This is a genomic window from Acetobacter cerevisiae, assembly GCF_001580535.1.
In the GTDB taxonomy this organism is placed as follows: domain Bacteria; phylum Pseudomonadota; class Alphaproteobacteria; order Acetobacterales; family Acetobacteraceae; genus Acetobacter; species Acetobacter cerevisiae.
Genome location: NZ_LHZA01000157.1, coordinates 223,335 through 248,665, shown reverse-complemented (window position 1 = coordinate 248,665; position 25,331 = coordinate 223,335). Strand labels below are relative to the sequence as shown.

The 25,331-nt window shown below is 58.0% G+C and carries 24 protein-coding genes and 1 riboswitch; of the genes, 8 read left to right on the top strand and 16 right to left on the bottom strand.

The genetic code is table 11. The features are described 5' to 3' along the window. Positions 1–22: 22 nt before the first annotated feature. The 5 genes from fabD (at position 23) to mltG (ending at position 4,623) form a co-directional block, all read left to right on the top strand. The gene (gene fabD / locus AD928_RS14010; protein ID WP_062251125.1) at positions 23–967 is read left to right on the top strand and encodes an ACP S-malonyltransferase; all 945 of its coding nucleotides are present in this window, start codon (positions 23–25) and stop codon (positions 965–967) included. Between the two features lie 20 nt (positions 968–987). Continuing rightward, positions 988–1,731, top strand: coding sequence for a 3-oxoacyl-[acyl-carrier-protein] reductase (gene fabG, locus AD928_RS14005; RefSeq protein WP_062251124.1), 744 nt, complete (start codon positions 988–990; stop codon positions 1,729–1,731). Positions 1,732–2,004: 273 nt separating this feature from the next. Further along, entirely contained in the window at positions 2,005–2,244 is a 240-nt protein-coding gene (locus tag AD928_RS14000; protein ID WP_006557907.1) for an acyl carrier protein, read from the top strand. A gap of 85 nt (positions 2,245–2,329) precedes the next feature. Further along, positions 2,330–3,616 (top strand): beta-ketoacyl-ACP synthase II, encoded by a 1,287-nt coding sequence (fabF, locus tag AD928_RS13995; RefSeq protein ID WP_082779480.1) that lies wholly within the window; start codon positions 2,330–2,332, stop codon positions 3,614–3,616. Positions 3,617–3,627: 11 nt separating this feature from the next. After that, positions 3,628–4,623 (top strand): endolytic transglycosylase MltG, encoded by a 996-nt coding sequence (mltG, locus tag AD928_RS13990; RefSeq protein ID WP_062251123.1) that lies wholly within the window; start codon positions 3,628–3,630, stop codon positions 4,621–4,623. 43 nt (positions 4,624–4,666) lie between these two features. Here the strand turns inward: mltG and AD928_RS13985 are convergent, their stop codons facing one another. From AD928_RS13985 to AD928_RS13910, 16 genes are all read right to left on the bottom strand, one after another. Continuing rightward, positions 4,667–5,521, bottom strand: a complete 855-nt coding sequence (locus AD928_RS13985; RefSeq protein ID WP_082779913.1) for a lipid-binding SYLF domain-containing protein — start codon at positions 5,519–5,521, stop codon at positions 4,667–4,669. 93 nt (positions 5,522–5,614) lie between these two features. Next, positions 5,615–6,412: an inositol monophosphatase family protein gene (locus AD928_RS13980; RefSeq protein ID WP_061503144.1), complete on the bottom strand. Its 798-nt coding sequence runs from the start codon at positions 6,410–6,412 to the stop codon at positions 5,615–5,617. Positions 6,413–6,550: 138 nt separating this feature from the next. Then, a complete protein-coding gene (locus AD928_RS13975) occupies positions 6,551–7,471 on the bottom strand; it encodes a lysophospholipid acyltransferase family protein (RefSeq protein WP_062251121.1) in 921 nt (306 codons plus the stop codon). Next, positions 7,468–8,454, bottom strand: coding sequence for a tetraacyldisaccharide 4'-kinase (lpxK, locus tag AD928_RS13970; RefSeq protein ID WP_373320551.1), 987 nt, complete (start codon positions 8,452–8,454; stop codon positions 7,468–7,470). Before lpxK ends, AD928_RS13975 begins: the two co-directional genes overlap by 4 nt. Next, positions 8,454–10,466 (bottom strand): glycosyltransferase N-terminal domain-containing protein, encoded by a 2,013-nt coding sequence (locus tag AD928_RS13965; RefSeq protein ID WP_062251119.1) that lies wholly within the window; start codon positions 10,464–10,466, stop codon positions 8,454–8,456. Before AD928_RS13965 ends, lpxK begins: the two co-directional genes overlap by 1 nt. A gap of 18 nt (positions 10,467–10,484) precedes the next feature. Then, entirely contained in the window at positions 10,485–10,973 is a 489-nt protein-coding gene (locus AD928_RS13960) for a DUF934 domain-containing protein (RefSeq protein ID WP_062251118.1), read from the bottom strand. Then, entirely contained in the window at positions 10,960–12,654 is a 1,695-nt protein-coding gene (locus AD928_RS13955) for a nitrite/sulfite reductase (protein WP_062251117.1), read from the bottom strand. Before AD928_RS13955 ends, AD928_RS13960 begins: the two co-directional genes overlap by 14 nt. 26 nt (positions 12,655–12,680) lie before the next feature. Beyond that, a complete protein-coding gene (locus AD928_RS13950; RefSeq protein WP_062251116.1) occupies positions 12,681–13,025 on the bottom strand; it encodes a DUF2849 domain-containing protein in 345 nt (114 codons plus the stop codon). Between the two features lie 146 nt (positions 13,026–13,171). After that, positions 13,172–14,245: a sulfate/molybdate ABC transporter ATP-binding protein gene (locus AD928_RS13945; protein ID WP_062251115.1), complete on the bottom strand. Its 1,074-nt coding sequence runs from the start codon at positions 14,243–14,245 to the stop codon at positions 13,172–13,174. Then, positions 14,242–15,045, bottom strand: coding sequence for a sulfate ABC transporter permease (locus tag AD928_RS13940; protein ID WP_062251114.1), 804 nt, complete (start codon positions 15,043–15,045; stop codon positions 14,242–14,244). The genes AD928_RS13945 and AD928_RS13940 overlap by 4 nt, the downstream gene beginning before the upstream one ends. Then, the gene (gene cysT / locus AD928_RS13935; RefSeq protein ID WP_062251113.1) at positions 15,042–15,893 is read right to left on the bottom strand and encodes a sulfate ABC transporter permease subunit CysT; all 852 of its coding nucleotides are present in this window, start codon (positions 15,891–15,893) and stop codon (positions 15,042–15,044) included. The genes AD928_RS13940 and cysT overlap by 4 nt, the downstream gene beginning before the upstream one ends. A 136-nt stretch (positions 15,894–16,029) precedes the next feature. Continuing rightward, a complete protein-coding gene (gene cysC, locus AD928_RS13930; protein ID WP_062251112.1) occupies positions 16,030–17,922 on the bottom strand; it encodes an adenylyl-sulfate kinase in 1,893 nt (630 codons plus the stop codon). A 24-nt stretch (positions 17,923–17,946) separates the two neighbouring features. Further along, entirely contained in the window at positions 17,947–18,741 is a 795-nt protein-coding gene (cysD, locus tag AD928_RS13925; protein WP_061491034.1) for a sulfate adenylyltransferase subunit CysD, read from the bottom strand. Between the two features lie 50 nt (positions 18,742–18,791). Then, the gene (locus AD928_RS13920) at positions 18,792–19,478 is read right to left on the bottom strand and encodes a phosphoadenylyl-sulfate reductase (protein ID WP_062251111.1); all 687 of its coding nucleotides are present in this window, start codon (positions 19,476–19,478) and stop codon (positions 18,792–18,794) included. A gap of 1,179 nt (positions 19,479–20,657) precedes the next feature. Beyond that, a complete protein-coding gene (locus AD928_RS13915) occupies positions 20,658–20,939 on the bottom strand; it encodes a putative hemolysin (protein WP_062140208.1) in 282 nt (93 codons plus the stop codon). A 99-nt stretch (positions 20,940–21,038) separates the two neighbouring features. Beyond that, positions 21,039–21,962: a LysR family transcriptional regulator gene (locus tag AD928_RS13910; protein ID WP_062251110.1), complete on the bottom strand. Its 924-nt coding sequence runs from the start codon at positions 21,960–21,962 to the stop codon at positions 21,039–21,041. Between the two features lie 147 nt (positions 21,963–22,109). Between AD928_RS13910 and AD928_RS13905 the strand changes: the two genes are divergently transcribed. From AD928_RS13905 to bioB, 3 genes are all read left to right on the top strand, one after another. Next, the gene (locus tag AD928_RS13905) at positions 22,110–22,883 is read left to right on the top strand and encodes an SDR family oxidoreductase (protein ID WP_062140203.1); all 774 of its coding nucleotides are present in this window, start codon (positions 22,110–22,112) and stop codon (positions 22,881–22,883) included. A 96-nt stretch (positions 22,884–22,979) separates the two neighbouring features. Then, positions 22,980–23,096: riboswitch (SAM-I-IV-variant riboswitch) on the top strand. 55 nt (positions 23,097–23,151) lie between these two features. Beyond that, on the top strand, positions 23,152–24,192 hold the full coding sequence (locus tag AD928_RS13900) for a threonine aldolase family protein (protein ID WP_062251109.1): 1,041 nt from the start codon (positions 23,152–23,154) through the stop codon (positions 24,190–24,192). Positions 24,193–24,327: 135 nt separating this feature from the next. After that, a complete protein-coding gene (bioB, locus tag AD928_RS13895; protein ID WP_062251108.1) occupies positions 24,328–25,329 on the top strand; it encodes a biotin synthase BioB in 1,002 nt (333 codons plus the stop codon). Positions 25,330–25,331 lie beyond the last annotated feature (2 nt).

The following is a 25,331-nucleotide window of genomic DNA, read 5'->3' as shown; positions in this document are numbered from 1 at the left end:
ACCTCTTGAAACAGTAGGTATTATGGCTGTTTACGCTTTTATTTTTCCGGGGCAGGGTAGCCAGTCCGTTGGCATGGGGGCTGACCTCGCCGCTGCCTTTCCTTCAGCACGCGCCGTGTTTGAAGAAGTCGACGAAGCACTGGGCGAAAAGCTCTCCAAAACCATTTTTGAAGGGCCGATGGAGGCTCTGACCAGCACGGAAAATGCGCAACCGGCTCTGATGGCTGTTTCCATGGCTGTGCTGTGCGTTCTGGAAGAGCAGGGCGGTCTGGATCTGGCCGGGAAAGTGACACTGCTGGCCGGGCATTCCCTTGGGGAATATGCCGCTCTGGCCGCAGGCCGTGCCTTTGGTGTAACAGAAGCTGCTCGTTTACTGCGCACACGCGGTCTGGCCATGCAGAAAGCTGTGCCGGCAGGTGAGGGCAGCATGGCCGCTCTGATTGGCGCAACGCTCGCTCAGACGCAGGAAATCTGTGAAAAAGCCGCACAGGGCGGTGTTCTGGAAATCGCCAACGATAACGGTGGTGGCCAGATTGTTATTTCCGGTACCATGGCAGCAATTGACAACGCCATTGCGCTCGCCAAGGAAATGAAGATCAAGCGCGCCGTCAAACTGCCGGTGTCTGCTCCGTTCCATTCCTCACTGATGCGCCCGGCAGAAGATGTGATGGCCGAAGCGCTGGCCAACGCAGACATCGCGTCTCCGATCGTGCCGGTTATTGCCAACGTAACCGCTGAGAAGGTGAGCGACCCGGATGCGATTCGTCAGGCCCTGACAAAACAGGTGACAGGCCGTGTCCGCTGGCGCGAAAGCGTGGAAGCCATGACGAGCATGGGTGTCGATACGTTTGTGGAAATCGGTGCAGGCAAAGTGCTGTCAGGCCTCGTTCGTCGCATTGATCCCGAAGTTTCCACTAGCTCTGTTGGCACACCAGCAGATATCGAAACTCTCCTGAAATCTTTTTAAAAACAACGGAATAAAAGACTATGTTCAGGCTTGATGGAAAAACTGCTCTGGTCACGGGTGCTTCCGGTGGCATCGGGCGGGCGATTGCCGCTACCCTGCATGCTCAGGGGGCTACAGTCATCTTGTCCGGCACGCGGGAAGCCGTGCTGCAGGAGCAGGTCAAGGAGCTGGGCGGCGAACGGGCATTTTATGTCACGGCCAACCTGTCCGAAGCAGCTGAAGCTGATGCGCTGGTCGGCAAGGCCGAAGACGTTGCCGGAGCCCCACTGGATATTCTGATCAACAATGCTGGCCTGACGCGTGATACGCTCGCCCTGCGCATGAAAGATCAGGACTGGGATCAGGTTCTGAATGTGGACCTCTCTTCCCCGTTCCGCCTGTGCCGCGCCGCCCTGAAAGGCATGCTGCGTCGCCGTGCCGGCCGCATTGTGAATATTGCTTCCGTCGTCGGCACAACCGGCAATGCCGGGCAGGCTAACTATTCCGCAGCCAAAGCGGGGATGGTGGGCATGAGCAAATCTCTGGCACAGGAAGCGGGTTCTCGCGGTGTCACAGTCAATGTTGTGGCACCGGGCTTTATTGTCACCCCGATGACTGATGTGCTGCCTGACGCGCAGAAAGAAAAACTGACCAGCGCCATCCCGCTGGGCCGCCTTGGCAAACCGGAAGATGTGGCCTCTGCTGTGCTGTATCTGTGCTCGGAAGAAGCCGGGTGGGTTACAGGCTCCACACTGCATGTTAATGGCGGTATGGCTATGGTATAAACACGTCCGGGAAGCTATTGCTTCAACAGGTCGTGCAAATTGTTTCCGGATGTGGCAGACAGGCTCCGTAAATGGTCTGGATGCACCTGTCCGGAACACAGTTAACCGGTTCATGTTGGCGTGAACCGGAAAAACGTGCTAAGCGCCCGCAACCCTGTTGCGTGGGAGAGGAAAGAGCGACATGCTCAGCCTTACCTGCAACAGGCAAACTGGCAGACTTAAGCGCCTAGATAACTTGCCCGCTTTTCCAGGGCACATAGGAAGCAGAGACAGATGAGCGAAATCGCTGACAAGGTTAAGAAAATTGTGGTCGAGCATCTCGGCGTCGAGGAAAGCAAGGTCACGCCGGAAGCGTCGTTCATCGACGACCTGGGCGCAGACAGCCTTGATACCGTTGAACTCGTGATGGCTTTCGAAGAAGCTTTCAACGTCGAGATTCCGGAAGACGCTGCTGAGAAGATCGCCACGGTTAAAGACGCGATTGACTACATCGAGAAGCAGAAAGCTGCCTAATTTAGGCCGTCTTCTTTTTGCAGACTAATATAAGGTCCCTCACTCCTTGAGGGGCCAGACAGATTCAAGCGGGGAGCGGGCTGGTTTGTTGCAGTCGGCCGGAGCAAATTCGGGCCGGAGACGCGTCGTCGTCACCGGTATGGGCATGGTGGGTCCTCTGGGCCTCGGTGTCGAAAACGTATGGTCACGTCTGATCGCAGGGGAAAGCGGGATTGAAAGAATCACGCATTTTGACCCCAGCGATCTGCCGGCGCAGGTTGCCGGACAGGTGCCGGAAGGACCGACTTCTGAAGGAAAGCTGACGCTTTCTGACTGGATCTCGGTCAAAGACCAGCGCAAGATGGACCGTTTCATTCACATGGGACTGGTCGCAGCGACTGAAGCTGTGGAGGATTCCGGCTGGAAGCCTCAGACTGAAGAAGATAAATGCGCCACAGGCGTGATGATTGGCTCAGGCATTGGTGGCCTTCAGACCATCTATGACGCCTCCATCACGGTGCATGAAGGCCGCGCCAAGCGTCTTTCTCCCTTCTTCATTCCATCAGCCCTCATCAACCTTGTCTCAGGACATGTGTCCATCAAATACGGGTTCCAGGGGCCAAACCACTCTGTGGTGACAGCCTGTGCAACCGGTGTGCATGCCATTGGTGACGCCGCACGGCTCATCATGTTTGGCGATGCCGATGTGATGGTCGCAGGTGGTGCAGAAGCAACGGTCTGCCCGCTGGGCATTGCCGGGTTCTGCTCAGCAAGAGCGCTTTCTACCGGGTTTAATGAAACACCGCAGAAAGCCTCCCGCCCGTGGGATAAAGACCGCGACGGTTTTGTAATGGGTGAAGGCTCGGGTGTGGTTGTGCTGGAAGAGTACGAACACGCCAAGGCCCGAGGTGCCAAGATCTACGCGGAAATCGTAGGCTATGGCATGTCCGGGGACGCCTATCACATTACGGCACCATCAGAAGGGCATTATGGGGCTTTCCGCGCCATGCGCTCGGCTCTGAAGAGTGCAGGCGTTACACCCGCTGATGTTGGCTACGTCAACGCACACGGCACCTCCACCATGGCGGATGACCTTGAGCTTGAAGCGGTCGAACGTCTGTTCGGGGATGATGCCCGTACGCTGGCCATGTCTTCTACCAAATCCTCCACCGGGCATCTGCTTGGTGCGGCGGGTGCGATTGAAGCCATCTTCTGCATCCTGGCGATGCGTGATAACGTGGCTCCTCCCACGCTTAACCTTGATAACCCGTCACGCGAGAGCGTAATTGACCGGGTCGCGCATACGGCGCAGCAGAGGCAGATTAATGTTGCTCTGTCCAACAGCTTCGGCTTTGGCGGCACAAACGCCAGTCTGGTTGTCCGCCGCGTCTGATAAAGGACGATATGCGCAGGTTATTATCGGTTTTGTTCCTTCTGCTCCTCATAGGGGCAGGGGGAACAGCCTTTAAAGCATGGCTCGATTATAAAAATCCGGGGCCATTAGCTCACGAAACTGACGTTGTCATCCCACATGGCGACTATCTCAGCACAATCCATACATTGCAGCAGGCTGGCGTTCTTCAGTCCGGATACTGGACAGAACGGCTCTGTCTAACCGCTGTTCTACTCACGCGGAAAGACGGACAGCTTCACGCGGCTGAATTGCGTTTTCCGGCCTTTGTCTCCATGCAGGAGGCATTACATATCATCCGACACGCCCATCCGGTTCTGCACAAGCTGACCATTCCGGAAGGCCTTACAGCGCATCAGATTCAGGCGCTGCTTCAGTCAGCTCCCTTTCTGGAAGACGACGCACCTTTGCCCGCCGAAGGCAGCGTCATGCCGGAAACCTACGGGTATTTGCGCAATACCAGCCGCAAAATACTGCTGGAACGCACCCAAACAACCATGAGCAAAGCTGTCCAGACCGTCTGGAACAAACGCACGCCGGTGGCGGAAATTCCCGATGAGCAGACTTTGGTGACTTTGGCGTCTCTGGTGGAAAAGGAAACTGCTCTTCCTGCCGAGCGCCCCCTTGTGGCACGCGTCTTCATCAACCGGCTGCAACAGGGCATGAAGCTGCAAACGGACCCGACCGTAATTTACGCCCTGACCAATGGCACACCTCCTCTGGGCAGAGCGTTGACGCATACGGATCTTCAGGTCAGCAGCCCATACAATACCTATATGGTCGCAGGCCTGCCTCCGGGGCCAATTTGCTCGCCGGGCTTATCTTCTCTGGAAGCCGCAGCGCATCCGGCTACAGGAAATATGCTGTATTTTGTGGCAAACGGGCAGGGGGGCCATAGCTTTGCGGCCAGCCTGACAGAGCACAATAAAAATGTGCAGATTTTTCGGCAGAAGAAACAAGCGGACCATACCTCTACAGCACAGCAATAGAGGCATGGAGTTATAAAGGCGCGGTTTTACCCGCGCCTTGTGATTACTTTACCGGGGCCAGATTTTCATGCTGGATGCTCCCCACACTCCCAGATCCCGTCGTGCTGATAGCATCACTCCCGAGCGTATCGGCACCGGTTGTCGCAGCATGCTGAACTGCGCCCGCCGTCTTGCTTGTCGGTGTGGTAGTCGCCGGAGCCATTTTTCCGTAGCGGGTCAGCACGCTCCGCAGCGGATCAGCACCCGGGTTGTTCACGCGCATGGAAACAACAATGTCTTCAGGCCCAACGCTCTGGCTGTAATAGGCCCGATTGGCGTCGCTGTTGACGGTAAGTTTGGTCCCACCAAGAGCTGCGCCAGCGAAGAGACCCTGAGACTTCTGCGCAACAAGAATGTCCGTATTTCTGGCCCCGGCATTGCCGCGCTCGGCATTGCTGCTGAGGGTCGCAAAGGACACACCGGCGTTGGCCCCAAACTGGAACTGGCTATCCAGCAGTGCCTGTAGTCCCCGGTCCGTCATGACAAAGAACATCGCCTGAGAATTCTGCACACCCAGCTGAATCCCAAAGGATGCCGTGCTGAGCGTATAGAAAGCCGGGTCTGACCATGATCCGCGAGCGTCTCGGGCCAGCAGCAGACAGCCGCCTCCAGCCCCACCAAAGGCAATGGACATACGGAAAATGGAAGGACACACCATGACGGCGCGGGCCTTCCCCAGGTTAACGGCCACGGTGCTTTGCGCCGTAGCCCCCACAAAAATGTCCTGCACCGTCAGCGCAGCTTTATCGACAAGCGTCTGCCCACTGTCAGCCGCGCGTGCCTGCAGCGGCGCACAGCTCAGAGCGGTTGCCATCCCCAGAGCAAGAGAAAAGGAGGAAAAACGGTAAACTGACCGCATTCTGGTGGTCTCCATTATGGGCCTAAATTACTGGCCTAGCCTTACGTCTCGTTTGTGGCGGCAGAATGGCCCGAAGGCCAGACCCCACCGCTTTTAATCCAGAGAAATTCCTACGGCAGAGGACAGAGCCTGCGCAATATGCGGGTTTGCCGCTAAAATTGTCGCAGGCCCTGTCAGGCCGCCTTCCTTCAGGAAAGGCGAGACACAGGCCCCGGCTTCTGCCAGCAGAGGAAGAGCCGCGGCCACATCCCACAGATTGATGACAATTTCGATATAGCCATCCAGCCGCCCGCATGCGACATCCGCCAGCGCCAGTGCGCCCGACCCACCGGAGCGGGGCATAGCCCCCAAATCCATGATGGCGTCGATTTTTTCCATAAATACCGGCTTAGGGACCCGGTTGCTCCAGCCCATCTCAATCATGGCGCTGGCCGGGTCTTTGACCGGCGAGGCCTGAATGCGTTTGCCGTTGAGGAACGCGCCCTGACCACGCAGAGCCGTGTAAACCTCGCCCAGAGCAGGCGCCTCGATCACCCCGGCCACCGGCTCATCCCCATCCAGAAGGCCAAGAGACACACACCAGCGGTTCCGGCCGCGGGCATAGTTGGATGTGCCGTCAATCGGGTCCACCACCCAACGCAGACTGCCTGCGCGGGCAACGCCGCCTTCTTCACCCTGAAAGCCGTCATCAGGGAACAGAGCCTGCATCCGCTGGGCAATAAAGCTTTCCACGGCACCATCGGCTTCAGTCAGCCAGTCCTGCGCCGACTTCTGCTTGCCTTCCGGGCCACCGGGGGCGGGACGCATGGACATGGCAAGACGCGCGGCGTCCTGCACCACAGCCCGAGCAGCTTCAAGACGATAGGCGAGGGCGGGGCTGGGTGAAGACATGGGCAACAGGCTCCAGATTAAGAAATATTATAAAATAATATCATAGCCCGAAGTCCGTGCAGAAGCGACCGCCTTTCTCCCCGCCGAATGTGCAGCATGTCCGACGCAGGAAATAAACACCACCTGCTCCAGATCGGTTTATTTTTTCTTTTTGTAGAGGTCTTTCGGCCAGCGACGATGCAGCCAGAGCCAACTTTCCGGCTTTCGCCTGATCCAGCTTTCCAGCCGATCATTCACTGCCTGCACCAATAGGCTCAGGTCCTGCTTCTTATCGCCCGTATCCGGCAGTTCCATCGGGGGTTCGACCACAATCCGCAAACGGGCCGGGCCAAGCCGCTCCACATAGCCGGGGATGACCGCGCAGCGATAGCGCAAGGCCATGGCCGCCAGTGCCGGTGCTGTCATGGCGGGGCGACCAAAAAATGTGGCTTCAACACCATCATTCATTTTCTGGTCCACCAGCATGCCCAGCCGGCCCCCTTTGGAGACATAGGCCAGAGCCTCCCGCGCCCCGCGCGCGCCCTTGGCAAAAAGGGGCATGGGGGTGGGGGCCATAGCGGTATCCCGCAAGTTGCGGATCATGGCATCAATGAGGGGGTTACCTGCTGCCCGATAAAAGGACGCAAAGGGCGTACCATGCCGGGCGACGCCGGGCGGCAACATTTCCCAGTTGCCGATATGGCCGGACACAAACAGAACCGCGCCGCCGCGCCGGGCCTGTTCTTCCAGATACCCAGCCCCCTGAACCTCAAAACCCGGCCCGCTGGGGGTATTTTCCTGCAAGCGAGATAAATGTGGAAGTTCGCCCACCGTGCGGCCCAGATTTTCCCACACGCCGCGCACAATCCGGGTGCGCTCCGGGGCGTTCAGCTCCGGCATGGCCAGTTGCAGATTTTTGTCTGCTATTTTGGAAACCGGCAGAAGTGGCCCGATGAACCGACAGAACCGTCCCGCGAAATTGGATGCCCGCGCAGGCCCCATCCGTAAAAACAGGTTCAGCAACGCCTGAGCAATCCGCGCCTCCAGACGCATCAGGCGCGTTATGCGCGCGGCGCTCATGCGGGCCTCTGGCTTAAAAGCTGGTCCAGCAAGGCCTCGGGCGCAGCCTCATTCTGCCAGACAAGTCCGACATCAACGGTCTTGAGCTGTTTTCTGAAAGCGGGAGGAAACCGGACCGTATCCTTAGGGGTCGTCACGAGTTGTGCGTCTGCCTGCCGGGCCTGTGTAGCAAGATGCGTCATATCCCGATCTTTATAAAAATAATGATCTGGAAAAGCGAGACACTGCTCCGGGTTCACCCCAGCCTGCCGTAATCCGTCAAAAAACTTGGAGGGGCGGCCCAGTCCGGCAAAAGCAATGCACCGCGCGCCTTTGAGCCCTTGCACTTCCGCTCCGGTTTGCAGATCAGCCCGCATAACATCCGGCAATGCACCCGCATAGCGTTCAAGAAAACCAGTGTTATCCGGCCCAATCAGCAAAACCGCCGAGGCCCGCGCAAACGCACCCGCCGGGGACTCACGCAGAGGTCCGGCAGGCAGAACATGACCGTTGCCAAGCCCGACCACACCATCCACCACCAAAAAAGACACATCCTTGTGCAGGACAGGATTCTGAAAGCCATCGTCCATAATCAGACATGTGGCACCTGCCGCTACGGCTGCGCGAGCGGATGCGGCCCGGTCTCCTCCAACCCATGTGGGGCACTGCTGGGCCAGCAACAGGGCTTCATCCCCGACATCTCGGGCTGAATGGCAAGCAAGGTCCACCTGTGTGGTCGTTTTGATACGCCCCCCATAACCGCGTGTGAGCGCATGCACAGCAATCTTCCGCTTTTTCAGCCGGGCCACGAGATCCAGCACCACGGTTGTTTTCCCTGTGCCACCAGTGGTGAGGTTGCCACAGCACAAGACCGGTACGGGAGCTTTCCAGCCGGGTTTCTTCTGCCTCTTCACCGCACAGGCTGCCACCAGCGCCGACAACGGGGAAAGCAGCCATGGGAACACTCTGGCCTGCGGATCTGACCAGAAACGGGGAGGGCGGATCATGATGACAGAAGCGCCAGAATTTTATCCGACAACTGCTCTGGCAGAGCCATATTGGCGGTTGCTACGGCCTGCGCCTGTGCTGCACAGGTTTGCCGACGCCGCGGATCGTTCAGCATAGCGCCCACCCACTCAGCCAGTTCCGCCGCAGTTTGAACGGTCGCAACACTCTGCCCCAGAACGGCAAAGGCCTCCTGAAAATTCTGAACACGCGGGCCGGTCGCGAGCGCACAGTCCAGACGAGCGGGTTCAAACGGATTATGGCCGCCGCCACCTGTTCGCACCTCCGGCAGACTGTTGCCGATAAAGACAATGCCAGCCAGCCGATAAAATAGCCCCAGTTCGCCCAGTGTATCGCACACCCATACGGTATCGGTCGGCGCAGGAACTTGCCCCAAAGTCCTTCTGGGCGCACCGCCAAAAAGAGCGCTAACGGCAGCACCGCGTTCCGGATGACGCGGCACGATAATGGTGAGAAGGAACGGAAAACGTGCCCGCAAGGTTTGGACCGTCTGCCGGAGTGCGTCTTCTTCTCCATCATGCGTGGACGCTGCCAAAAACACCGGCCGCCCGCCAAGCTGCTGCTGAACTGCAAGCAACTCAGCCTGATCCACCGGCAAAGGTGGAGCAGCTGTCTTGAGATCGCCTGCTTTCGTCAGAGACCGGGCACCAAGCTGACGGAACCGCTCGGCATCCTCCTGGGAGCGGGCCGCAATCCATGCAAACCGTTCCAGCATCCGCCGGGCAACAGGGCGTAATTTACCCCAGTTTTTGAAAGAGCGTTCCGACATCCGCCCATTGACGAGGGCCACAGGCACATTCTGCCGGTGGCACAGGCCAATCAGGTTTGGCCAGAGTTCACTTTCTGTAAAAACCACAGCCTGTGGCCGCCAGTGCGCCAGAAAACGCTGCCCCCAGCGCGGCACATCCAGCGGCACAAACTGATGGATAAGCCGGGGATGCGTCAGACGTTGCTGCAACAAGCGTGCCGCCGTGACGGTTCCGGTTGTGACCAGCACTGTAAGAGCCTGTTTTTTCTCCAGACAGAGCTGCACGAGCGGCAGAATCGACACCAGCTCACCCACACTGGCCGCATGGAACCAGACCAGTGAGCCTGCCGGGCGCTCGTGCGAGGCAAAGCCCATCTTCTCCCGCACCCGGTCCGGCAGTTCCTTCCCGCGTGTCTGCCGCCAGCGCAGCAGGAAAGGCAGGGCAGGGGCAAGCCCCGTAGCCACCCAGCCCCAAACCCGTGACGGCTGGAGAGATAGCGGAGCAAGCCAGACTTTTTCCTTCTGGCGGCCCGGATGGTCCACCCATGGCCGCTCAGCTTCCAGCGTGACCTGCGTAATCGCCTCGGCCAGCAGCCGGTCTGCACTATGTTCGGCCTGCGCCTCTTTCTCACGCGGGAGAATAAGCGGAGCGCCGCACACAAAATGACCGCGCCCAAAAGGCAGCGGCAAAATCATTTTATCCCAGGAGTTCAGGCGGATGCCCCGGCACGTCGCACCAACGGGCACAATCGGCTTTCTGACAAGAGCAGCCAGTGCCGTTGCCCCTTGCTGGGCCTGCCTGCGTGGGCCGCGTGGGCCGTCCGGCGTAATGGCAACAATGCCGCCATGCCGCAATCTGGCTCGCATGCGGCGCAGGGCGGCGGCACCGCCTTTGTTTTTACCCCGTGTGTCGGAAGAGCCCGCAATGGACCAGATGCGCCATTTTCCAACAATATCGGCAATCAGGCGCCCATCCCGATTACGGCTGATAAGCACGTGCAGTCGCATGGCAGGGTTTTGCGGTTCCGCCCACCACCACAAGGCAGGGGTGAGCGGCAGAACCTCATGCCAGAAAGCCACAACTGCCGTGCGGCCATCCTGACAGGTGAGAACCTCGCGGGCTTCCGGGTCGATACTAAATGTCCAGCGCGTAGTGCGCAGGGTCAGCCCCAGATAGCCCCGGATTGTGCTGACAAGAATTTTTCGAACGAAAGATCCAGCGGAATGCGGAAGACGCGCCACAGTGCCAGATCTCCCGCGCTAGGCCAGCCTCCGCCTAAAGGCAAACCCCTCTGCCTGTTCTTTCAGAATGGAAGGCTGATAGGCCACCGTGAAGGCTTCATGCGCCCGCTGCCAGACAGCGGGATCAGAGCTTCCAGGTAAATCTATTGCCGTGACCCCGCACCGGAGCAGAAATTCATACTGGTCCGGCAGGACATGCCCGCCAGCCCGAATTTCACCCTTGAAGTGCAGATGTTCACGCAAGGCCCGCGCCTGCGTAAACGGGCGGCCATCCCGGAACACCGGGAAGGTCAGCGCCACAACATCCAGCCGGGGCAGGGCGTCCCGCAGAGTCTCGACTTCGTCAGCAGAGCTCAGCACCACACCAAGCCGCCCATCGCTATTCCGGCCCAGCCCTTCAGAAAGGCGAGCCAGCGGCACCAGCACATCGCCTGCCGGAAGAGAGACTCCCTCAACGGCAATCTGCCATGTGTCCTGAATAATCTGGCCGTTCTCAAGCAGTGGCATATGCGGCGTCCTTGAATGGTGCTGTGCCTAAACGGCGGCACGTTTCAATAAACCGCTCCCCCGCCGTTCGTCTGGAAAGATACGTATCAATGATCCGGGCGATTGCATCAACCGTTTCATCTTCCGACATGGCAGAGCCGAGAATTTGTCCGATGGAGGCATCGCCATCTCCAGCGGAGCCACCCAGCGTAATCTGGAAGGCTTCCTCGCCGCGTTTATCAACACCCAGAATGCCAATATGCCCGGCATGATGATGCCCGCAGGCGTTGATGCAGCCGGAAATATTCAGTCGCAGCGGTCCGATTTCCCGCTGGAGATCAGCATTGGCAAAACGGGAGCTCAGCTTCTGGGCGATGGGGATGGAGCGGGCGTTGGCCAGCGCGCAGTAATCAAGACCGGGACAGGCGACGATATCAGTGATGAAACCGATGTTCGCTTCCCCAAGCCCGTTTTTCTCTAGCGCCTGCCAGACATCATACAGCGCATCCTGCCGCACATGGCCCAACACTACATTTTGCAGGTGCGTGATGCGGAGCTCCCCAAAGCTGTAGCGTTCCGCCAGATCAGCCAGAAGGTCCATCTGCGCCGAGGTCACATCCCCCGGGATACCGCCAGCCGGTTTGCAGGAGATCGTAATCGAGCAATAGCCAGACTGCTTGTGCGGATGAGTGTTGGTATGGACCCATGCATCAAACGCCCGGTCGGCCTTGCGCTGGGCGGCCAGTTTTTCCGCCGCATTGCCTGCCGGGGCAAAATCCGGCGCGCCAAACCGGGCGCGGATTGCCTCAACGGTCGATTCGGGTAGCCGGTAGCGAGCCCGGTCCATGGCGGCAAATTCTGCATTCACCTGATTAAGGAATTCTTCCGTGCCCAGAGCCTGAACCAGAATCTTGATGCGCGCCTTATAGATGTTGTCGCGCCGGCCATGCGCGTTATAGACGCGCAGAACGGCTTCCAGATACGCAATCAGATCTTCTTCCGGCAGGTCATCCCGCAGTCTGACGCCAATAATTGGCGTACGGCCCAGACCGCCGCCGACAAAGACTTCAAACACCGGACGACCATTTTCGCCCTCACGCGAAATCAGACCGATATCGTGGAAGCGCGCGGCAACACGGTCCTGCTGGCTGCCGGAAATAGCGATTTTGAATTTACGGGGCAGGAACGTAAATTCCGGATGCAGCGTAGACCACTGCCGCAGAATTTCCGCATAGACACGCGGGTCCAGCACTTCATCCGCAGCAGCGCCGGCAAACTGATCTGCCGTCACGTTGCGGATGCAGTTCCCGCTGGTCTGAATGGCATGCATGTCCGTATCGGCCAGCACGTTCAGAATTTCCGGCGTGTCTTCCAGCCGGATCCAGTTGAACTGAATATTCTGGCGGGTGGTGAAATGCCCGTAATCACGGTCATACGTGCGGGCAATATGCGCGAGCGTGCGCATCTGCTTCGCATCCAGCACGCCATAAGGAATGGCGACCCGCAGCATGTAGGCATGCAGCTGAAGATAAAGGCCGTTCATCAGCCGGAGCGGCTTGAATTCTTCTTCCGTCAGAGCACCGGACAGACGCCGTTCAACCTGATCTTTAAACTGAGCAACGCGTTGCTTCAGAAACGTGCGGTCAACGTCATCGTAAGCATAATGCCCGACGGGCAGTGCGGCAGATGGAGAATGAGACATGGAAAAAGCCAATCTTGATCGTCTGTTCAGGCGTACGGAGCAGGGTGAGGCGCGTGCCAGTCTGGCGTAAAGTCAGGATGCACGCTGGGACCCGCAGCGCGGATGCGCTCACGACTGGTGACAGGGAGCGGGCCAGACGCCGTCTCGGTAACCTGAACGCCATAAATTCCAACCAGAGCCTCTTCCTGCGCGCGGGCATTGCGGGCTTTCAAGGCCTCCTCAACTGCACTGTTGGGATAGAGTTTTGCGTCCTGAATCAGCGTCGTCCACTGGCCATCGGCAGCCAGCCAGACGATGCGGCCATCCAGAAGACGATTGGCGGTGATGACGCTGGTGCCTTCAGCATCCCGGCGACTGTTTCTGCGATCCACAGCATATCCCTTTCCGGAACGATCCTTGGGAAAAGAAATTACATCATGCGTGATATATTATCAATATACCACGCGCCGTTTTGAGTGATCATAAATGAAGCACGACATTTCGTGATAAAATAACGTTGTGGTTCAGCGAGCCCCGTTTATCTGCACCGTTCTCCATCCCGAAACAGTCGGGCCCGGCTGATATCAAGAAAGCCAGAGGCCTGAATTTCCACAGTATTTTCTGTGCAATCAGGAATGCTGAACGGTACAGAACGCTCAGCCAGCTGCGCTCTATAATGCCGATAACCGTTCCGCGCTCCCTCCGGAATGAGAGAGAGGCTGGGTTCCTGCGCTGAACGCTCGTCAGGACTGCATACCTGAATTTCATAAGGTCGCAGCATGGCTGTGACCGGGCCGGGGGAAACAGACGCATCGACCGCAAAGGGAAGAAGGCCCGCTTCATCCGGCACCATCAGACCATCCTGCACGATGCCGTTAAAAGACGGTGCTTCCCCGAGGAACTCCATAACAAACGCTGTCTGCGGGTTACGGTTCAGTTCTTCCGGTGTGGCATCCTGCACAATCTGTCCATGCTGCATCACGACAATGCGGTCTGCTATTTCTACGGCTTCATCCTGATCATGCGTGACCAGAATGGTGGTCAGCCCCAGACGCTCATGCAGGGCTTTCAGCCATGTCCGGATGGAGCGCCGCACAATAGGGTCGAGCGCCCCGAAAGGCTCATCCAGCAGCAGAAGCTTAGGCCCCGTTGCCAATGCACGGGCAAGCGCCACACGCTGCCGCTGCCCGCCGGAAAGCCGCGCCGGGTAGGACGCTCCGGCGTCCGGGATCTGCATAAGGTCCAGCAGCTCCTGCACGCGCGCCGCAATAGCGGAGCGGGAAGGGCGCTCGGAACGGGGCAGCACATCCAGTCCGAAGGCAATGTTTTTTGCCACCGTCATGTGCGGGAACAGGGCGTAATTCTGAAAAACGAAGCCAATCTTGCGGGCACGGTCCCGCATACTGCCCATCGTCTGCCCATCCAGCAGCAAGGTGCCCTGCTCAAACGTATCCAAGCCCGCAATAGCCCGGAGCAGGGTTGTTTTCCCGGCACCTGAGGGGCCAACCAGCGCCACAAACGCCCCTGTTGGTACATCCAGAGAGACATCATTCAGCAGACGCCGCGTGCTGCCCGGTGCATAGCGCACCAGATGCTCAACCTGCACACTCATGCCTGCTTCTCCTTCCAGCGGGCCAGCCACTCCGGCGCGGAGCGGAGCAAGACGGCCATCATCGCCATGCCAGCCAGCAGCGCAGCCATGCTAAAGGCCGCAACGGTCTGGTATCCATTATAAAGACTTTCAATATGCAGCGGCATAGTCTCGGTCATGCCCGGAATATGGCCGGACACGACGGAAACCGCGCCAAACTCCCCCATAGCCCGCGCCGTGGTGAGCAAAATGCCGGAAAACAGGGCAACCCGCGCACCGGGCAGCGTGACCCGCCAGAGAATATTCCAGAACCCGGCTCCGGCCAGCATGGCAGCCTCTTCCGCATCGCGCCCCTGTTGCTCCATCAGCGGCACAAGGGTGCGGACCACATAAGGCAAGGTGACAAAGATGGTGGCCAGCATGATACCGGGCACGGCAAAGGCGATATGAATACCTGCCTGCTCCAGCGCAGGCCCCCACCAGCCCTGAGCACCAAACAGCAGGAGCCAGACAAGGCCCGACACAACCGGGGAAATGCTCAGCGGCAATTCAACCAGCACCAGCAGAGCAGACCGGCCGGGGAAGCGATATTTTGTCAGCACCCAGGCGGCCATCACCCCAAAAACGGTATTTGCCAGCACGGAGACAACCGTAACCTCCAGCGTCAGCCAGATGGCCGCCAGACCGTCGGGGTCAGACAAAGAAGCGAGCGCCGGAGCCAGACCGTTCTTCAGAGCCTCCGCCACCACCACCGCAGGAGGCATAAGCAGCACCAGAACAATCAATCCCCATGTGAGAACCCAGAGAGAATATTTTCTCATCTCTGCTCCCCCCACACAGACAACCGCCTGCGCACCAGACTGACCAGAACCAGCGCGAGCAGGGAAGTGAGCAACAGGATCAGCGCTATAGCCGTGGCTCCCGCGTAATCAAATTCCTGAAGGCGGACGACAATCAGTAGCGGGGCAATTTCACTCTTGAAGGGTTGATTGCCTGCAATGAAGATCACAGAGCCGTATTCCCCAACGCCCCGCGCAAAGGCCAGACCAAAGCCTGTCACCAAAGCTGGAAGCAGAGGGGCAATGACGACGCGCGTGACCACCTGCCAGGGTCTGGCCCCCAGCAGAACGGCGGCTTCTTCCATATCGCGCGGCAGGTTTTTCAGCACAGGCTCAACCGTGCGCACCACAAAGGGGAGGCCGACAAACATCAGAGCCAGCACAATGCCGGTCCGACTATAAGCCAGCACCAGACCAAGCTTTGCGAGGGGGGCGCCAAGCCAGCCCTGCGGGCCGTAAAGCGTGGCGAGTGTAATGCCTGATACGGCGGTCGGCAGGGCAAGAGGCAGATCAATCAGCGCATCCGCAATCTTGCGACCCGGCAAATCCCCGCGCACAAGCGCCCACGCCAGCAGCATCCCAAGGGGCACATTCAGTAAGGCTGCCAGAAAGGCACTGGAAAAACTGGTCCACAGAGCGGCAAACATACGCGTGTCATGCGTTGCCGCGACCATAGCGCCCACACCATCCTGCCAGGGGCGGATGATCAGCGCGCACAGGGGAAGGACGATAAAAAAGCCCGTCCAGAGAAGGGTTACCCCTAGCGCCAGCCGATAACCGGGCAGGGCAGACCCGCCACCCCGCAAAAAGGACAAAACAGCCTGCTTCATGCCGCGTTAAAAGCCTGACCGGAACTCATCTTCATCCTTCTCCTGCCACCATCCTCAGGCACAGCCCTGAAAGCGCACGAGCCAGAACACAGGTTGCGGATGGCAACACTCTATTCTGACCCGTGCTTCGCCCTGATTAAGAGCGGGCTTTCAGCGCACCTGACAATCTGACGGTGTCTTTGATGAAGGATGCAAGTGTTTTCGTTTCGGATTCAACACTTCCTGCGCTGGTTTTCAGGTGCAGGGCAGGGCTGACCGGTGCTCCGTAAGGCGCATCAATGCCCGTAAAGCCGCTGATCTTGCCAGACCGTGCCGCAGCATACAGCCCTTTGGGGTCACGCTGCTCACAGGTTGCAAGGTCTGCATCCACAAAGACTTCAGCAAACTCTTCCCCGAGAATCTGACGAGCCAAAGCGCGGTCAGAGAGCAGGGGGGAGATCAGTGCGACCAGCACAACCTGACCGGCATCGCGCAGAATTCGGGCAACTTCCGCTGCCCTACGGACATTTTCAGTCCGGTCAGCTTCAGAGAAGCCCAGATCCTTGCACAGGCCGGCACGCAGAGTGTCGCCGTCCAGAACGGTAACGTCCACACCATCAGCAAAAAGGGCTGCTTCCGTTGCCCGTGCCAGAGTGCTTTTGCCAGAGCCGGAAAGGCCCGTCAGCCAGAACACGCCGCCACGATGCCCCTTGGCCCGCGTACGGTCCTGCGTCGTGACGGTGCTTCCTGTGGGGTGAATAACCTTTTCACCATCAGCGATAGCAGCAGGCCCCAGAAGCGGCGCACCACCCACAATACGCTGCTGACGGTCCACCAGAACGCCGCGCCCGTCTGCCGTGCCCGGCACGAAGGGGTCAAACAGGATGGTTTCTGCAGCAGAAAGCGTGATTTCTGCAAAGCCTTCTGCCGGGACTTCCTCGCCCGCATATTTCTGCAGGTCGTCCAGATTCACGACGGAATCAATGGACGTCACCGTCACGGCATGTTCCGCTGTCGCCAGACGCAGGTGGAAGCTTTCCCCCACACGCAGTGGCTCCTGACGCAGCCAGAACAGGCGCGTACGGATGCGGGAGGCCGCAACCGGCGGAGTTTCTGATTTGTGGAGCAGATCCCCACGGTCCGGGATCACATCCGGCTCCAGCGTAACAGCGACGGACTGACCCGCAGCAGCAGAAATCTGCGGCGCAGTGTGCCAGCTTGCGATGGAAGAAATCTTCGCAGGGGTTTTCTGCGTGCCGATAATCACTGTATCGCCTACGCGCACCCGGCCACGCTCAATGCGACCTGCCACATACCGTTTGTCGTCAAAGCGGTAGACATCCTGCACCGGCAGGCGCAGCGGCAGTTCCGCGCGAGACGCAGGCGAGGGGACCTGTGCCAGAGCTTCCGTCAGGGTCGGGCCGCTATACCAGGGCATCCGGTCGGAACGGCTGGCAATGTTATCACCATCACGCGCAGAGGCCGGAATAAAGAGAGCGGCTTCCAGATCCAGCTTTGTGAGGAGTTCGGAGACGGATTTTTCTGCGGCTTCAATCTTGGCCTGATCGAAGTCCAGCAGATCGACCTTGTTCAACAGAACAATCACATGCCGGATGCCGATAAGGTGCAGCAGCATGGCGTGACGACGGGTCTGTTCCCGAGCACCTTCAGCCGCATCCACCACCAGCACAGCAGCTTCCGCATCCGCAGCGCCGGTGATCATGTTACGCAGGAACTGGCGATGACCCGGCGCATCCACAATCACAAATTCCCGCTTATTCAGCAGGAAGGGGATGCGGGTGGAATCAACCGTCACACCCTGATCGCGCTCGATCTGAAGGGAGTCGAGCAGGAAGCTCCACTCAACCTTCAGTCCGCGCTTTTTGGACGAGGCAATAATCTGGGCGACCTTACCGTCCTGCAGATTATCCGTGTCATGCAGCAGGCGGCCAATCAGGGTGGATTTACCGTGGTCAACGTGACCGACGATAACGATCGGCGTCGCGGGCTCCTGAGACTGAGCCACAGAGGGGGAAAGCGTATTCGTCATAATTCTATTCCAGTCCGCTAAGGCTCAGAGATAACCGGCGACGCGCAGCCGCTCGAAGGCATCTTCGGATTCATGATCCATGGCCCGGCCAGACCGTTCGGACGTACGGGTGGTTTCCAGCTCAGCAATAACCTCAGCCAGCGTGCTGGCATTGCTTTCAACAGGGTTGGTAATGTCCTGATCGCCCAGAGAGCGATACCGCTTGCCGTTTTTGGCAAAATACAGATCCACCAGCGGGATACCTTCGCGCTCGATGTAGCGCCAGATATCAATCTCCCGCCATGACAGCAGAGGATGCACACGGATGTGCATGCCTTCCTCATGCGGGGTGGCATACTGGTCCCAGAATTCTGGCGGCTGGTTGCGGATATCCCACTTGTGGCTGGCACCACGCGGGCTGAAAACGCGTTCCTTGGCGCGTGTACCCTGCTCATCACGACGGATGCCGGCAATCACGCCCTGCAGCTTATGCTTTTCAATCATCGCGGCCAGACCAGCCGTCTTGCGCGCAGCGGAACGAGCGGCTGGCGGCAGGGACGGGTCCATCTCTTCAACCGGCGGACAGGTGCCCAGCAGCAGGTCCAGATCCCACTTTTTGGCATATTCATCCCGGAATTTATACATTTCCGGGAATTTTTTGCCGGTATCTACATGCATGACGGGGAAGGGCACGCGGCCCAGAAAAGCCTTTTTGGCCAGCCAGACCATGACGTTGGAATCTTTACCCAAAGACCACAACATGGCGAGAGGCTTAAGCTTGCGATAGGCTTCCCGAAGGATGAAGACACTCTGTGCCTCGAGCTGATCAAGATGGTCCATTTGTCTGGTCAAACCTGTTTTGAGAAGAGAGATTAAGGTGTCCTGAACGTTCAGGAAGCCGTGTGAATGCCGCACTCTGTCTTAGCCAGTCCGGCCCAGCGCCCGGCGCGCGGGTCTGCAGTCTGACCAACAGGGCGCGTGCAGGGTGCACAGCCGATAGAGAGGTAGCCTTCCGCCACCAGTGGATGCGGGGGCAGGCCGCGGCGGGCCATTTCCCGCGTAATGTCTTCAGCCTCCCAGAGCGCCAGCGGGTTCAGGCGGATTGCGCCATCCTCCTTTTCTTCCACCACTGGCAGAGCGGCACGGGTGGAAGCCTGAGAGCGCTTGCGACCGGTTATGAGTGCCTCATAAGGCAACGTTGCCAGATCCAGCGGTTCAACTTTCCGCAGACGGCAGCAGGCATCCGGGTCAAACGCCCAGAGTTCGCCGGTTGGGTCACGTTCCTGCACCTCGGCCTGTGCGGGCCGAACATCAATCACGTTTTTCAGACCAAGAAAGCGGGCCAGTTCCGCCCGATAAGCCAGAGTTTCTGGAAAATGCTTACCCGTTTCCAGAAACAGCACAGGCATATCCGGATCTACTTCCGCCACAAAAGCCAGCAAAAGGGCTGATTCCGCGCCAAAGGAGGACAGCACGCCCACCTTTTTGCCAAGCTGAGCAGATGCTGTGCTGAGAAGTCTGACAGGATCCTGGGCCTGGGAGCGCAAGACTGTCAGAACTGACCGGGCAACAGACATTCGGGAATTCCAATAACAACTACGTGAAATAGTATTTACAGGATATTGCACGTAAATAGATGCCGCTTCAAGCCCATTCTCCACGAAAGAATTTCGTATTTTGCAGGTAAGGTATTCCACATACACAGATGATGTTTTCTAGCCTGAAAAGCACGCTATGTCTTTTGCCGAAATGTTATTTGTCATTTTTGAAACAATCTGATCGGCATAAGTCACTGAAAAAACAAGCGGATCGAATGTCGGAGCCAGCGTTGTCTCCTGGGATGGTACGGAACTGCGCGTTCATGCAGAAGGCGGAAGAGACGCACGCACGACGGCGAGTAGGAGAGTCCCGTCAAAGAGGCTCACAGAGCCAAACAACGTCACCGAGACTATTCATCGCGGAAAACGCTTCAGAGCACTCTCTGACGCTTTATACGCGCCTCACATGCATCTGAAATCGCTTTGCTCCAGAAAAATTATTCCAAAACAATGCATTAGGATAATTTCCGTGCAGCCGGTCTGCAGAGCTCCTCAAACATCTAAAGAAGCCGGCAGGCCCAGCAATCCCGTTGTGTGGCGGTCGACAGATCCGGCATAACCCGCCACCACATCCGCCATAACCCGCCACCACATCCGCCCTCGGATATCATTTAGTTGGCATAATATACCTTATGCGATTTATGTCCTGGCGGGTCAGGCATCAAAAATCCCGCCAGATCCATTCCCCTCAACTGTCATGATCTGCTGTGGGCTTTCTGTATGGTGATGCATGTGCTCCACGCCAGTAATTAGAAGCTGAAGGTCCCACGGTTCTCAGTCTGATCAGCTCCGATGATCCTGTTGGATCGGCGCACCAGACGTAGCACAGGACCGGTTGTTCATCATCACTTGGCCTGCGCACAGCGAGTGTTTCTAATGAGGTCGTAGCGCCTCAGGACACGCCTGAACTACCGACACTCGCAAAACCACGCTTTCTCATGCGCCTTTGTTAAGCGGATCTGTCGAATGTCTCTCAGGCTTAGTGCACTGAACGGATCTCCAGAAACAGCTCCACGCTAAGAAACCATTCAAAGCAAAAGCCCTGATACGTGCCCTACCCTTAATTTCTCAATAAATCACAGAATCAACACCCGCCAGACAACCAGTCCTGCCGTAGCAGACCGATCAGACCTGGCGGACGTTCTCTGCGATCCGCTGTTATTTTGTCGGCTTGGGATTATCCCGGCGGAACAGTTCCCATTCGTCCATCACTGTGCCGTCCGGCAGATGGCAGTAGCCAACCTGTCCTTTGGTCGCGTCCTGCTGCATGCTCAGCGTGCCACCTTTTTTGGTACAATAAAGCGCTGCCGGATTGGGAATACGGAGCGGCCGAACGCTGTTGCGGCTCTGGTCTTGCGTATTATGCTCACACCCTGCCAGCATCCCTGCGGCACAAACCGCCAGTGCGGCTCGGGTCAGACGAGAAAACGTAAGGGTCATGGCAGTGCGTCCTGTTTTGATTATCTGAAAGACAGTCTCTCGTATGGGTCGGGATTTGTCACGCCCTGCACAGCCCTCTGCGCACCTTTTCCACGTTTTTCACGCAGATCGCCCCTCACCTGCATCATGCAGACATGGCTCCAGCAACGCGCACAGCCAGTCCGCAAAGACCTGCAAGCGATGAGAAAAATGTCGACGGTGCTGGTAGAGTAACGTCATCGGCATAGGCTCTCCCCGCCACGCAGGCAGGACTTCCACCAACTCCCCTGTCTTCAAGTGGTGCTGCACATCATAGGCTGGCACCTGAATCAGTCCTAATCCGGCCAGACAGCAGGCTATCAGGGCTTCCGCACTGTTGACGGTCACACGGCTAGCCATGGCACAGGTGTGTAGCTGCCCGCCTTCCTGCCACTCCCATTCTTCTACGCGCCCACTGAAGGCAGACGCATAGCCGATAGCAAGATGATTCGGCAGATCCTGGGGAGTGCCGGGCATGCCGTAACGAGCGAGGTAGACAGGGCTTGCAACGTTAATCAACGCCAGTTCGCCCACCTTGCGGGCAATCAGCCCGGAATCCTGCAAAGGCCCGATGCGCAGCACGCAATCAATCCCATCTTCCACCAGATTGACAGGCCTGTCCGTTACCCCCAGTTCAATATCAATCTCAGGATAGCGCTCCAGAAATTCCGGTAAGGCCGGGGCCACGATCAACCGGCCGATCCGCCCCGGCATATCCACGCGCAAAACGCCGCGCGGTGTCGCTTTATCCCGCCGGAACAGACCTTCCGCCTCTTCCACATCCGCCACCAGCCGGAGGCAGACATCGTAAAAAGCCCGACCATCCGCCGTGGTGGAAACTGTGCGCGTTGTGCGGGACAGCAGGCGCGCCCCTACCCGGCTTTCCAGCGCCTGAATAGCGGTCGAAACGGAAGACCGGGGCATGTTGAGAGTATCCGCAGCCCTTGAAAAACTGCCAGAATCCACAACGCGCAGGAAAATACGAAAAAGATCAATCCGGTCCACAACACCCTCGGGTAGCACGCCCCATTGTTCGTATCATACGACAAGTGTTGTCTAAAGACACCTATTTATTGATGAAAACGAGATGATACTGTTTCCCTCATGAAAGTCCGCATCCTGCGGTGTCTTTCAACGAAAGGACAACCGGATATGGCAGACCACAGTCTCAAAGGAAAAACCGCTCTGATTACGGGCGGCGCCAAGAACCTTGGCGGCTTGATTGCCCGCGATCTCGCTGCGCATGGCGTCAAAGCCATTGCCATTCACTATAATAGTGACGCGAGCCGACCCGAGGCCGAAAAAACTCTGGCCGACCTGAAAGCCGCCGGTGTGCAGGCCGTTGCCCTGCAGGCAGACCTGACGACCGCAGCCGCTAACAGCAAACTGTTTGCGGACACCATTGCCGCCATCGGTAAGCCCGATATTGCCATCAATACCGTCGGCAAAGTGCTGAAAAAGCCGATTGTGGAAACCTCGGAAGCCGAGTTTGACGAGATGTTCGCCATCAATTCCAAGGCGGCCTATTTCTTCATTAAGGAAGCCGGACTGCACCTGAATGACAACGGCAAACTACTGACCCTCGTCACGTCCCTGCTGGGGGCTTACACCCCATTCTATTCCACCTACGCAGGTGCCAAGGCTCCGGTTGAACATTTCACGCGGGCAGCCTCCAAGGAGTTTGGCGCACGCGGCATTTCGGTGAACGCCATTGGTCCGGGACCGATGGACACGCCGTTCTTTTACGGTCAGGAAGCACCGGAGGCCGTAGCGTATCATAAAACCGCCGCCGCCCTGTCTGCCTTCAGCAAAACGGGGCTGACGGACATTGAAGATATTGCACCGTTCGTCCGTTTTCTGGTCTCGGAAGGCTGGTGGATGACGGGCCAGACCATTCTGGTCAATGGCGGTTACACCACTAAATAACCCGGCCTTTTTGGGAAGGAGCGCACGTACCGCTCCTTCCCCCACGCCTTTCCAACAAATTGTTGTGTTTTTTCATCGAATATTTATGAGTAGGGTCAGAAGCATCAAGAGTCAGGCCGACGCCTGACACCAACCTGCGTCCGTGCAAGGTGGTGCCTTCCCTGCGTTGCAGTGAAGGGATGTGGCCAGAAGACCGGCAATAACGGACCCATGCCACGCGCGTCGTCGCTTTGTCTTTTGATCTCGTACCGTTTTGAAGAGATCAAACATGACACAGATTACCCAACAGTTTGCCAGCGATAACTATGCCGGAATCTGCCCGGAGGCTCTTGCCGCCATGCAGGAGGCCAATCAGGGCTACGTGCCAGCCTATGGCGAGGATATCTGGACCACCCGCGCGGCGGACGCCTTCCGCACCCTCTTTGAAAAAGACTGTGATGTCTTTTTTGCCTTCAATGGCACAGCGGCCAATGCGCTAGCGCTGGCGTCCCTGTGTCAGTCCTATAACAGTGTGATCTGCTCCGCTCTGGCGCATGTGGAAACCGATGAATGCGGCGCACCGGAGTTCTTTTCCAACGGCTCCAAACTGCTGCCTGCCTCCACAGAGGGCGACAAGCTGACGCCTGACGCCATCCGCACGCTGGCAACAGAACGAACGGACATTCACTTCCCCAAACCCCGCGCCGTTACCATTACCCAACCGACCGAAACCGGGCAGGTTTATACGCTGGCTGAAATACAGGCCATTTCCGCTGTCTGCCGTGATCTGGGCCTGCGTTTGCATATGGACGGTGCCCGTTTTGCCAATGCCTGCGCTGCCCTTGGGTGCTCGCCGGCGGAGATGACATGGCAATCCGGCGTAGATGTGCTGTGTTTTGGCGGCACAAAAAACGGCATGGCCGTTGGGGAAGCCATTCTGTTTTTTGATCGCGATCTGGCGGAAGGGTTCGATTACCGCTGCAAACAGGCCGGGCAACTCGCGTCCAAAATGCGCTTTCTGGCCGCCCCGTGGGTTGGCGTTCTGGAAAGCGGGGCATGGCTCCGCAATGCTATAAGTGCCAACGCTGCGGCTGCGCATCTGGCCAAACAGATTACCCCGCTTGACGGGCTGGAACTGATGTTCCCCCCAGAAGCCAATGCTGTCTTCCTGAAAGCCCCGGCAACTCTGCTGGAGGGCCTGCGAGAGAAAGGCTGGCGCTTTTACACCTTTATTGGCGGTGGCGCGCGCTTCATGTTCGCGTGGGATGCGGATCTTACTCAGGTCGATGCGCTGGCAGCGGATATTAAAAGCCTGCATGCAGCCCTCTAGCCGGATATTCCTTTTCCCTATGGCCCGAAATGAAATCTCAATCCGGGCCATCCCCGACGTTCTGCAGGCTGGTCTTGCCGGGGCAAACCGGATATATTCAGTCCTACTTTCCACTTAAAATCTGGTTCTTTGCGCATGCCTGACGGTTCTTCTCCTGTAACGCGTTCTCCCTCAGCCCCTTTGCCGGAAGTCCGTCATGACTGGACGGTGCCGGAAATTCAGGCTCTGCTGGACCTTCCGCTTCCGGAGCTGATGTTCCGTGCTCAGGCAACACACCGGGCGCATTTTGACCCCACGGAAATGCAGATTTCCACGCTGCTCTCCATTAAAACCGGCGGCTGCCCGGAAGATTGTGCCTATTGCCCGCAGAGCGCGCTGCACGAAAAAAGCGTAAAGGCCGAGCGCCTGATGGCCGTCGATGCCGTGCTGACAGAAGCCCGCAAGGCGAAGGAAGCTGGGGCCAGCCGCTTCTGCATGGGTGCCGCATGGCGCTCCCCCAAGGAGCATGATCTGGAAACCGTTTGCGCCATGATTGAAGGCGTCAAAGACCTTGGTCTGGAAACCTGCGTGACACTAGGCATGCTGGATGCCGGACAGGCTGGCAAGCTGCGTGAAGCCGGACTGGATTACTACAACCACAACCTGGATACCTCGCCCGATTATTATGGCGACATCATCACCACCCGCACCTATCAGGACCGGCTGGATACCCTGTCCAACGTGCGGGATGCGGGCATTAATGTCTGCTGTGGCGGCATTGTCGGCATGGGTGAAAATGAGACAGATCGCGCCGGGCTGATCGCCGCCCTCGCCTCTCTGCCCGCGCACCCGGAAAGCGTTCCGATCAACCTGCTGGTGCGCGTAAAGGGCACCCCGCTGGGTGAGTCTGAAGAAGTCGATCCGCTGGATTTTGTCCGTATGATTGCGACGGCCCGTATCAGCATGCCCAAAAGCCGCGTCCGTCTGGCCGCTGGCCGTGAAGATATGAGCGATGAAACACAGACCCTGTGCTTCCTTGCCGGTGCAAATTCCATTTTCTACGGTGAGCGCCTGCTGACCACGCCAAACCCGCAGGCTTCGCGGGATCGCAAGCTGCTGGATAAGCTGGGCATGCATACAACTGGCATTTCTGTCTAAAA

Excerpts from the sequence above, each read along its gene's own strand:
- fabD (WP_062251125.1), top strand. The coding sequence starts at position 23 with ATGGCTGTTTACGCTTTTATTTTTCCGGGGCAGGGTAGCCAGTCCGTT.
- fabG (WP_062251124.1), top strand. The coding sequence starts at position 988 with ATGTTCAGGCTTGATGGAAAAACTGCTCTGGTCACGGGTGCTTCCGGT.
- AD928_RS14000 (WP_006557907.1), top strand. The coding sequence starts at position 2,005 with ATGAGCGAAATCGCTGACAAGGTTAAGAAAATTGTGGTCGAGCATCTC.
- mltG (WP_062251123.1), top strand. The coding sequence starts at position 3,628 with ATGCGCAGGTTATTATCGGTTTTGTTCCTTCTGCTCCTCATAGGGGCA.
- AD928_RS13985 (WP_082779913.1), bottom strand. The coding sequence starts at position 5,521 with ATGCGGTCAGTTTACCGTTTTTCCTCCTTTTCTCTTGCTCTGGGGATG.
- AD928_RS13980 (WP_061503144.1), bottom strand. The coding sequence starts at position 6,412 with ATGTCTTCACCCAGCCCCGCCCTCGCCTATCGTCTTGAAGCTGCTCGG.
- AD928_RS13975 (WP_062251121.1), bottom strand. The coding sequence starts at position 7,471 with ATGAGCGCCGCGCGCATAACGCGCCTGATGCGTCTGGAGGCGCGGATT.
- AD928_RS13960 (WP_062251118.1), bottom strand. The coding sequence starts at position 10,973 with ATGCCACTGCTTGAGAACGGCCAGATTATTCAGGACACATGGCAGATT.
- AD928_RS13955 (WP_062251117.1), bottom strand. The coding sequence starts at position 12,654 with ATGTCTCATTCTCCATCTGCCGCACTGCCCGTCGGGCATTATGCTTAC.
- AD928_RS13945 (WP_062251115.1), bottom strand. The coding sequence starts at position 14,245 with ATGAGTGTGCAGGTTGAGCATCTGGTGCGCTATGCACCGGGCAGCACG.
- AD928_RS13940 (WP_062251114.1), bottom strand. The coding sequence starts at position 15,045 with ATGAGAAAATATTCTCTCTGGGTTCTCACATGGGGATTGATTGTTCTG.
- cysT (WP_062251113.1), bottom strand. The coding sequence starts at position 15,893 with ATGAAGCAGGCTGTTTTGTCCTTTTTGCGGGGTGGCGGGTCTGCCCTG.
- cysC (WP_062251112.1), bottom strand. The coding sequence starts at position 17,922 with ATGACGAATACGCTTTCCCCCTCTGTGGCTCAGTCTCAGGAGCCCGCG.
- cysD (WP_061491034.1), bottom strand. The coding sequence starts at position 18,741 with ATGGACCATCTTGATCAGCTCGAGGCACAGAGTGTCTTCATCCTTCGG.
- AD928_RS13920 (WP_062251111.1), bottom strand. The coding sequence starts at position 19,478 with ATGTCTGTTGCCCGGTCAGTTCTGACAGTCTTGCGCTCCCAGGCCCAG.
- AD928_RS13915 (WP_062140208.1), bottom strand. The coding sequence starts at position 20,939 with ATGACCCTTACGTTTTCTCGTCTGACCCGAGCCGCACTGGCGGTTTGT.
- AD928_RS13905 (WP_062140203.1), top strand. The coding sequence starts at position 22,110 with ATGGCAGACCACAGTCTCAAAGGAAAAACCGCTCTGATTACGGGCGGC.
- AD928_RS13900 (WP_062251109.1), top strand. The coding sequence starts at position 23,152 with ATGACACAGATTACCCAACAGTTTGCCAGCGATAACTATGCCGGAATC.
- bioB (WP_062251108.1), top strand. The coding sequence starts at position 24,328 with ATGCCTGACGGTTCTTCTCCTGTAACGCGTTCTCCCTCAGCCCCTTTG.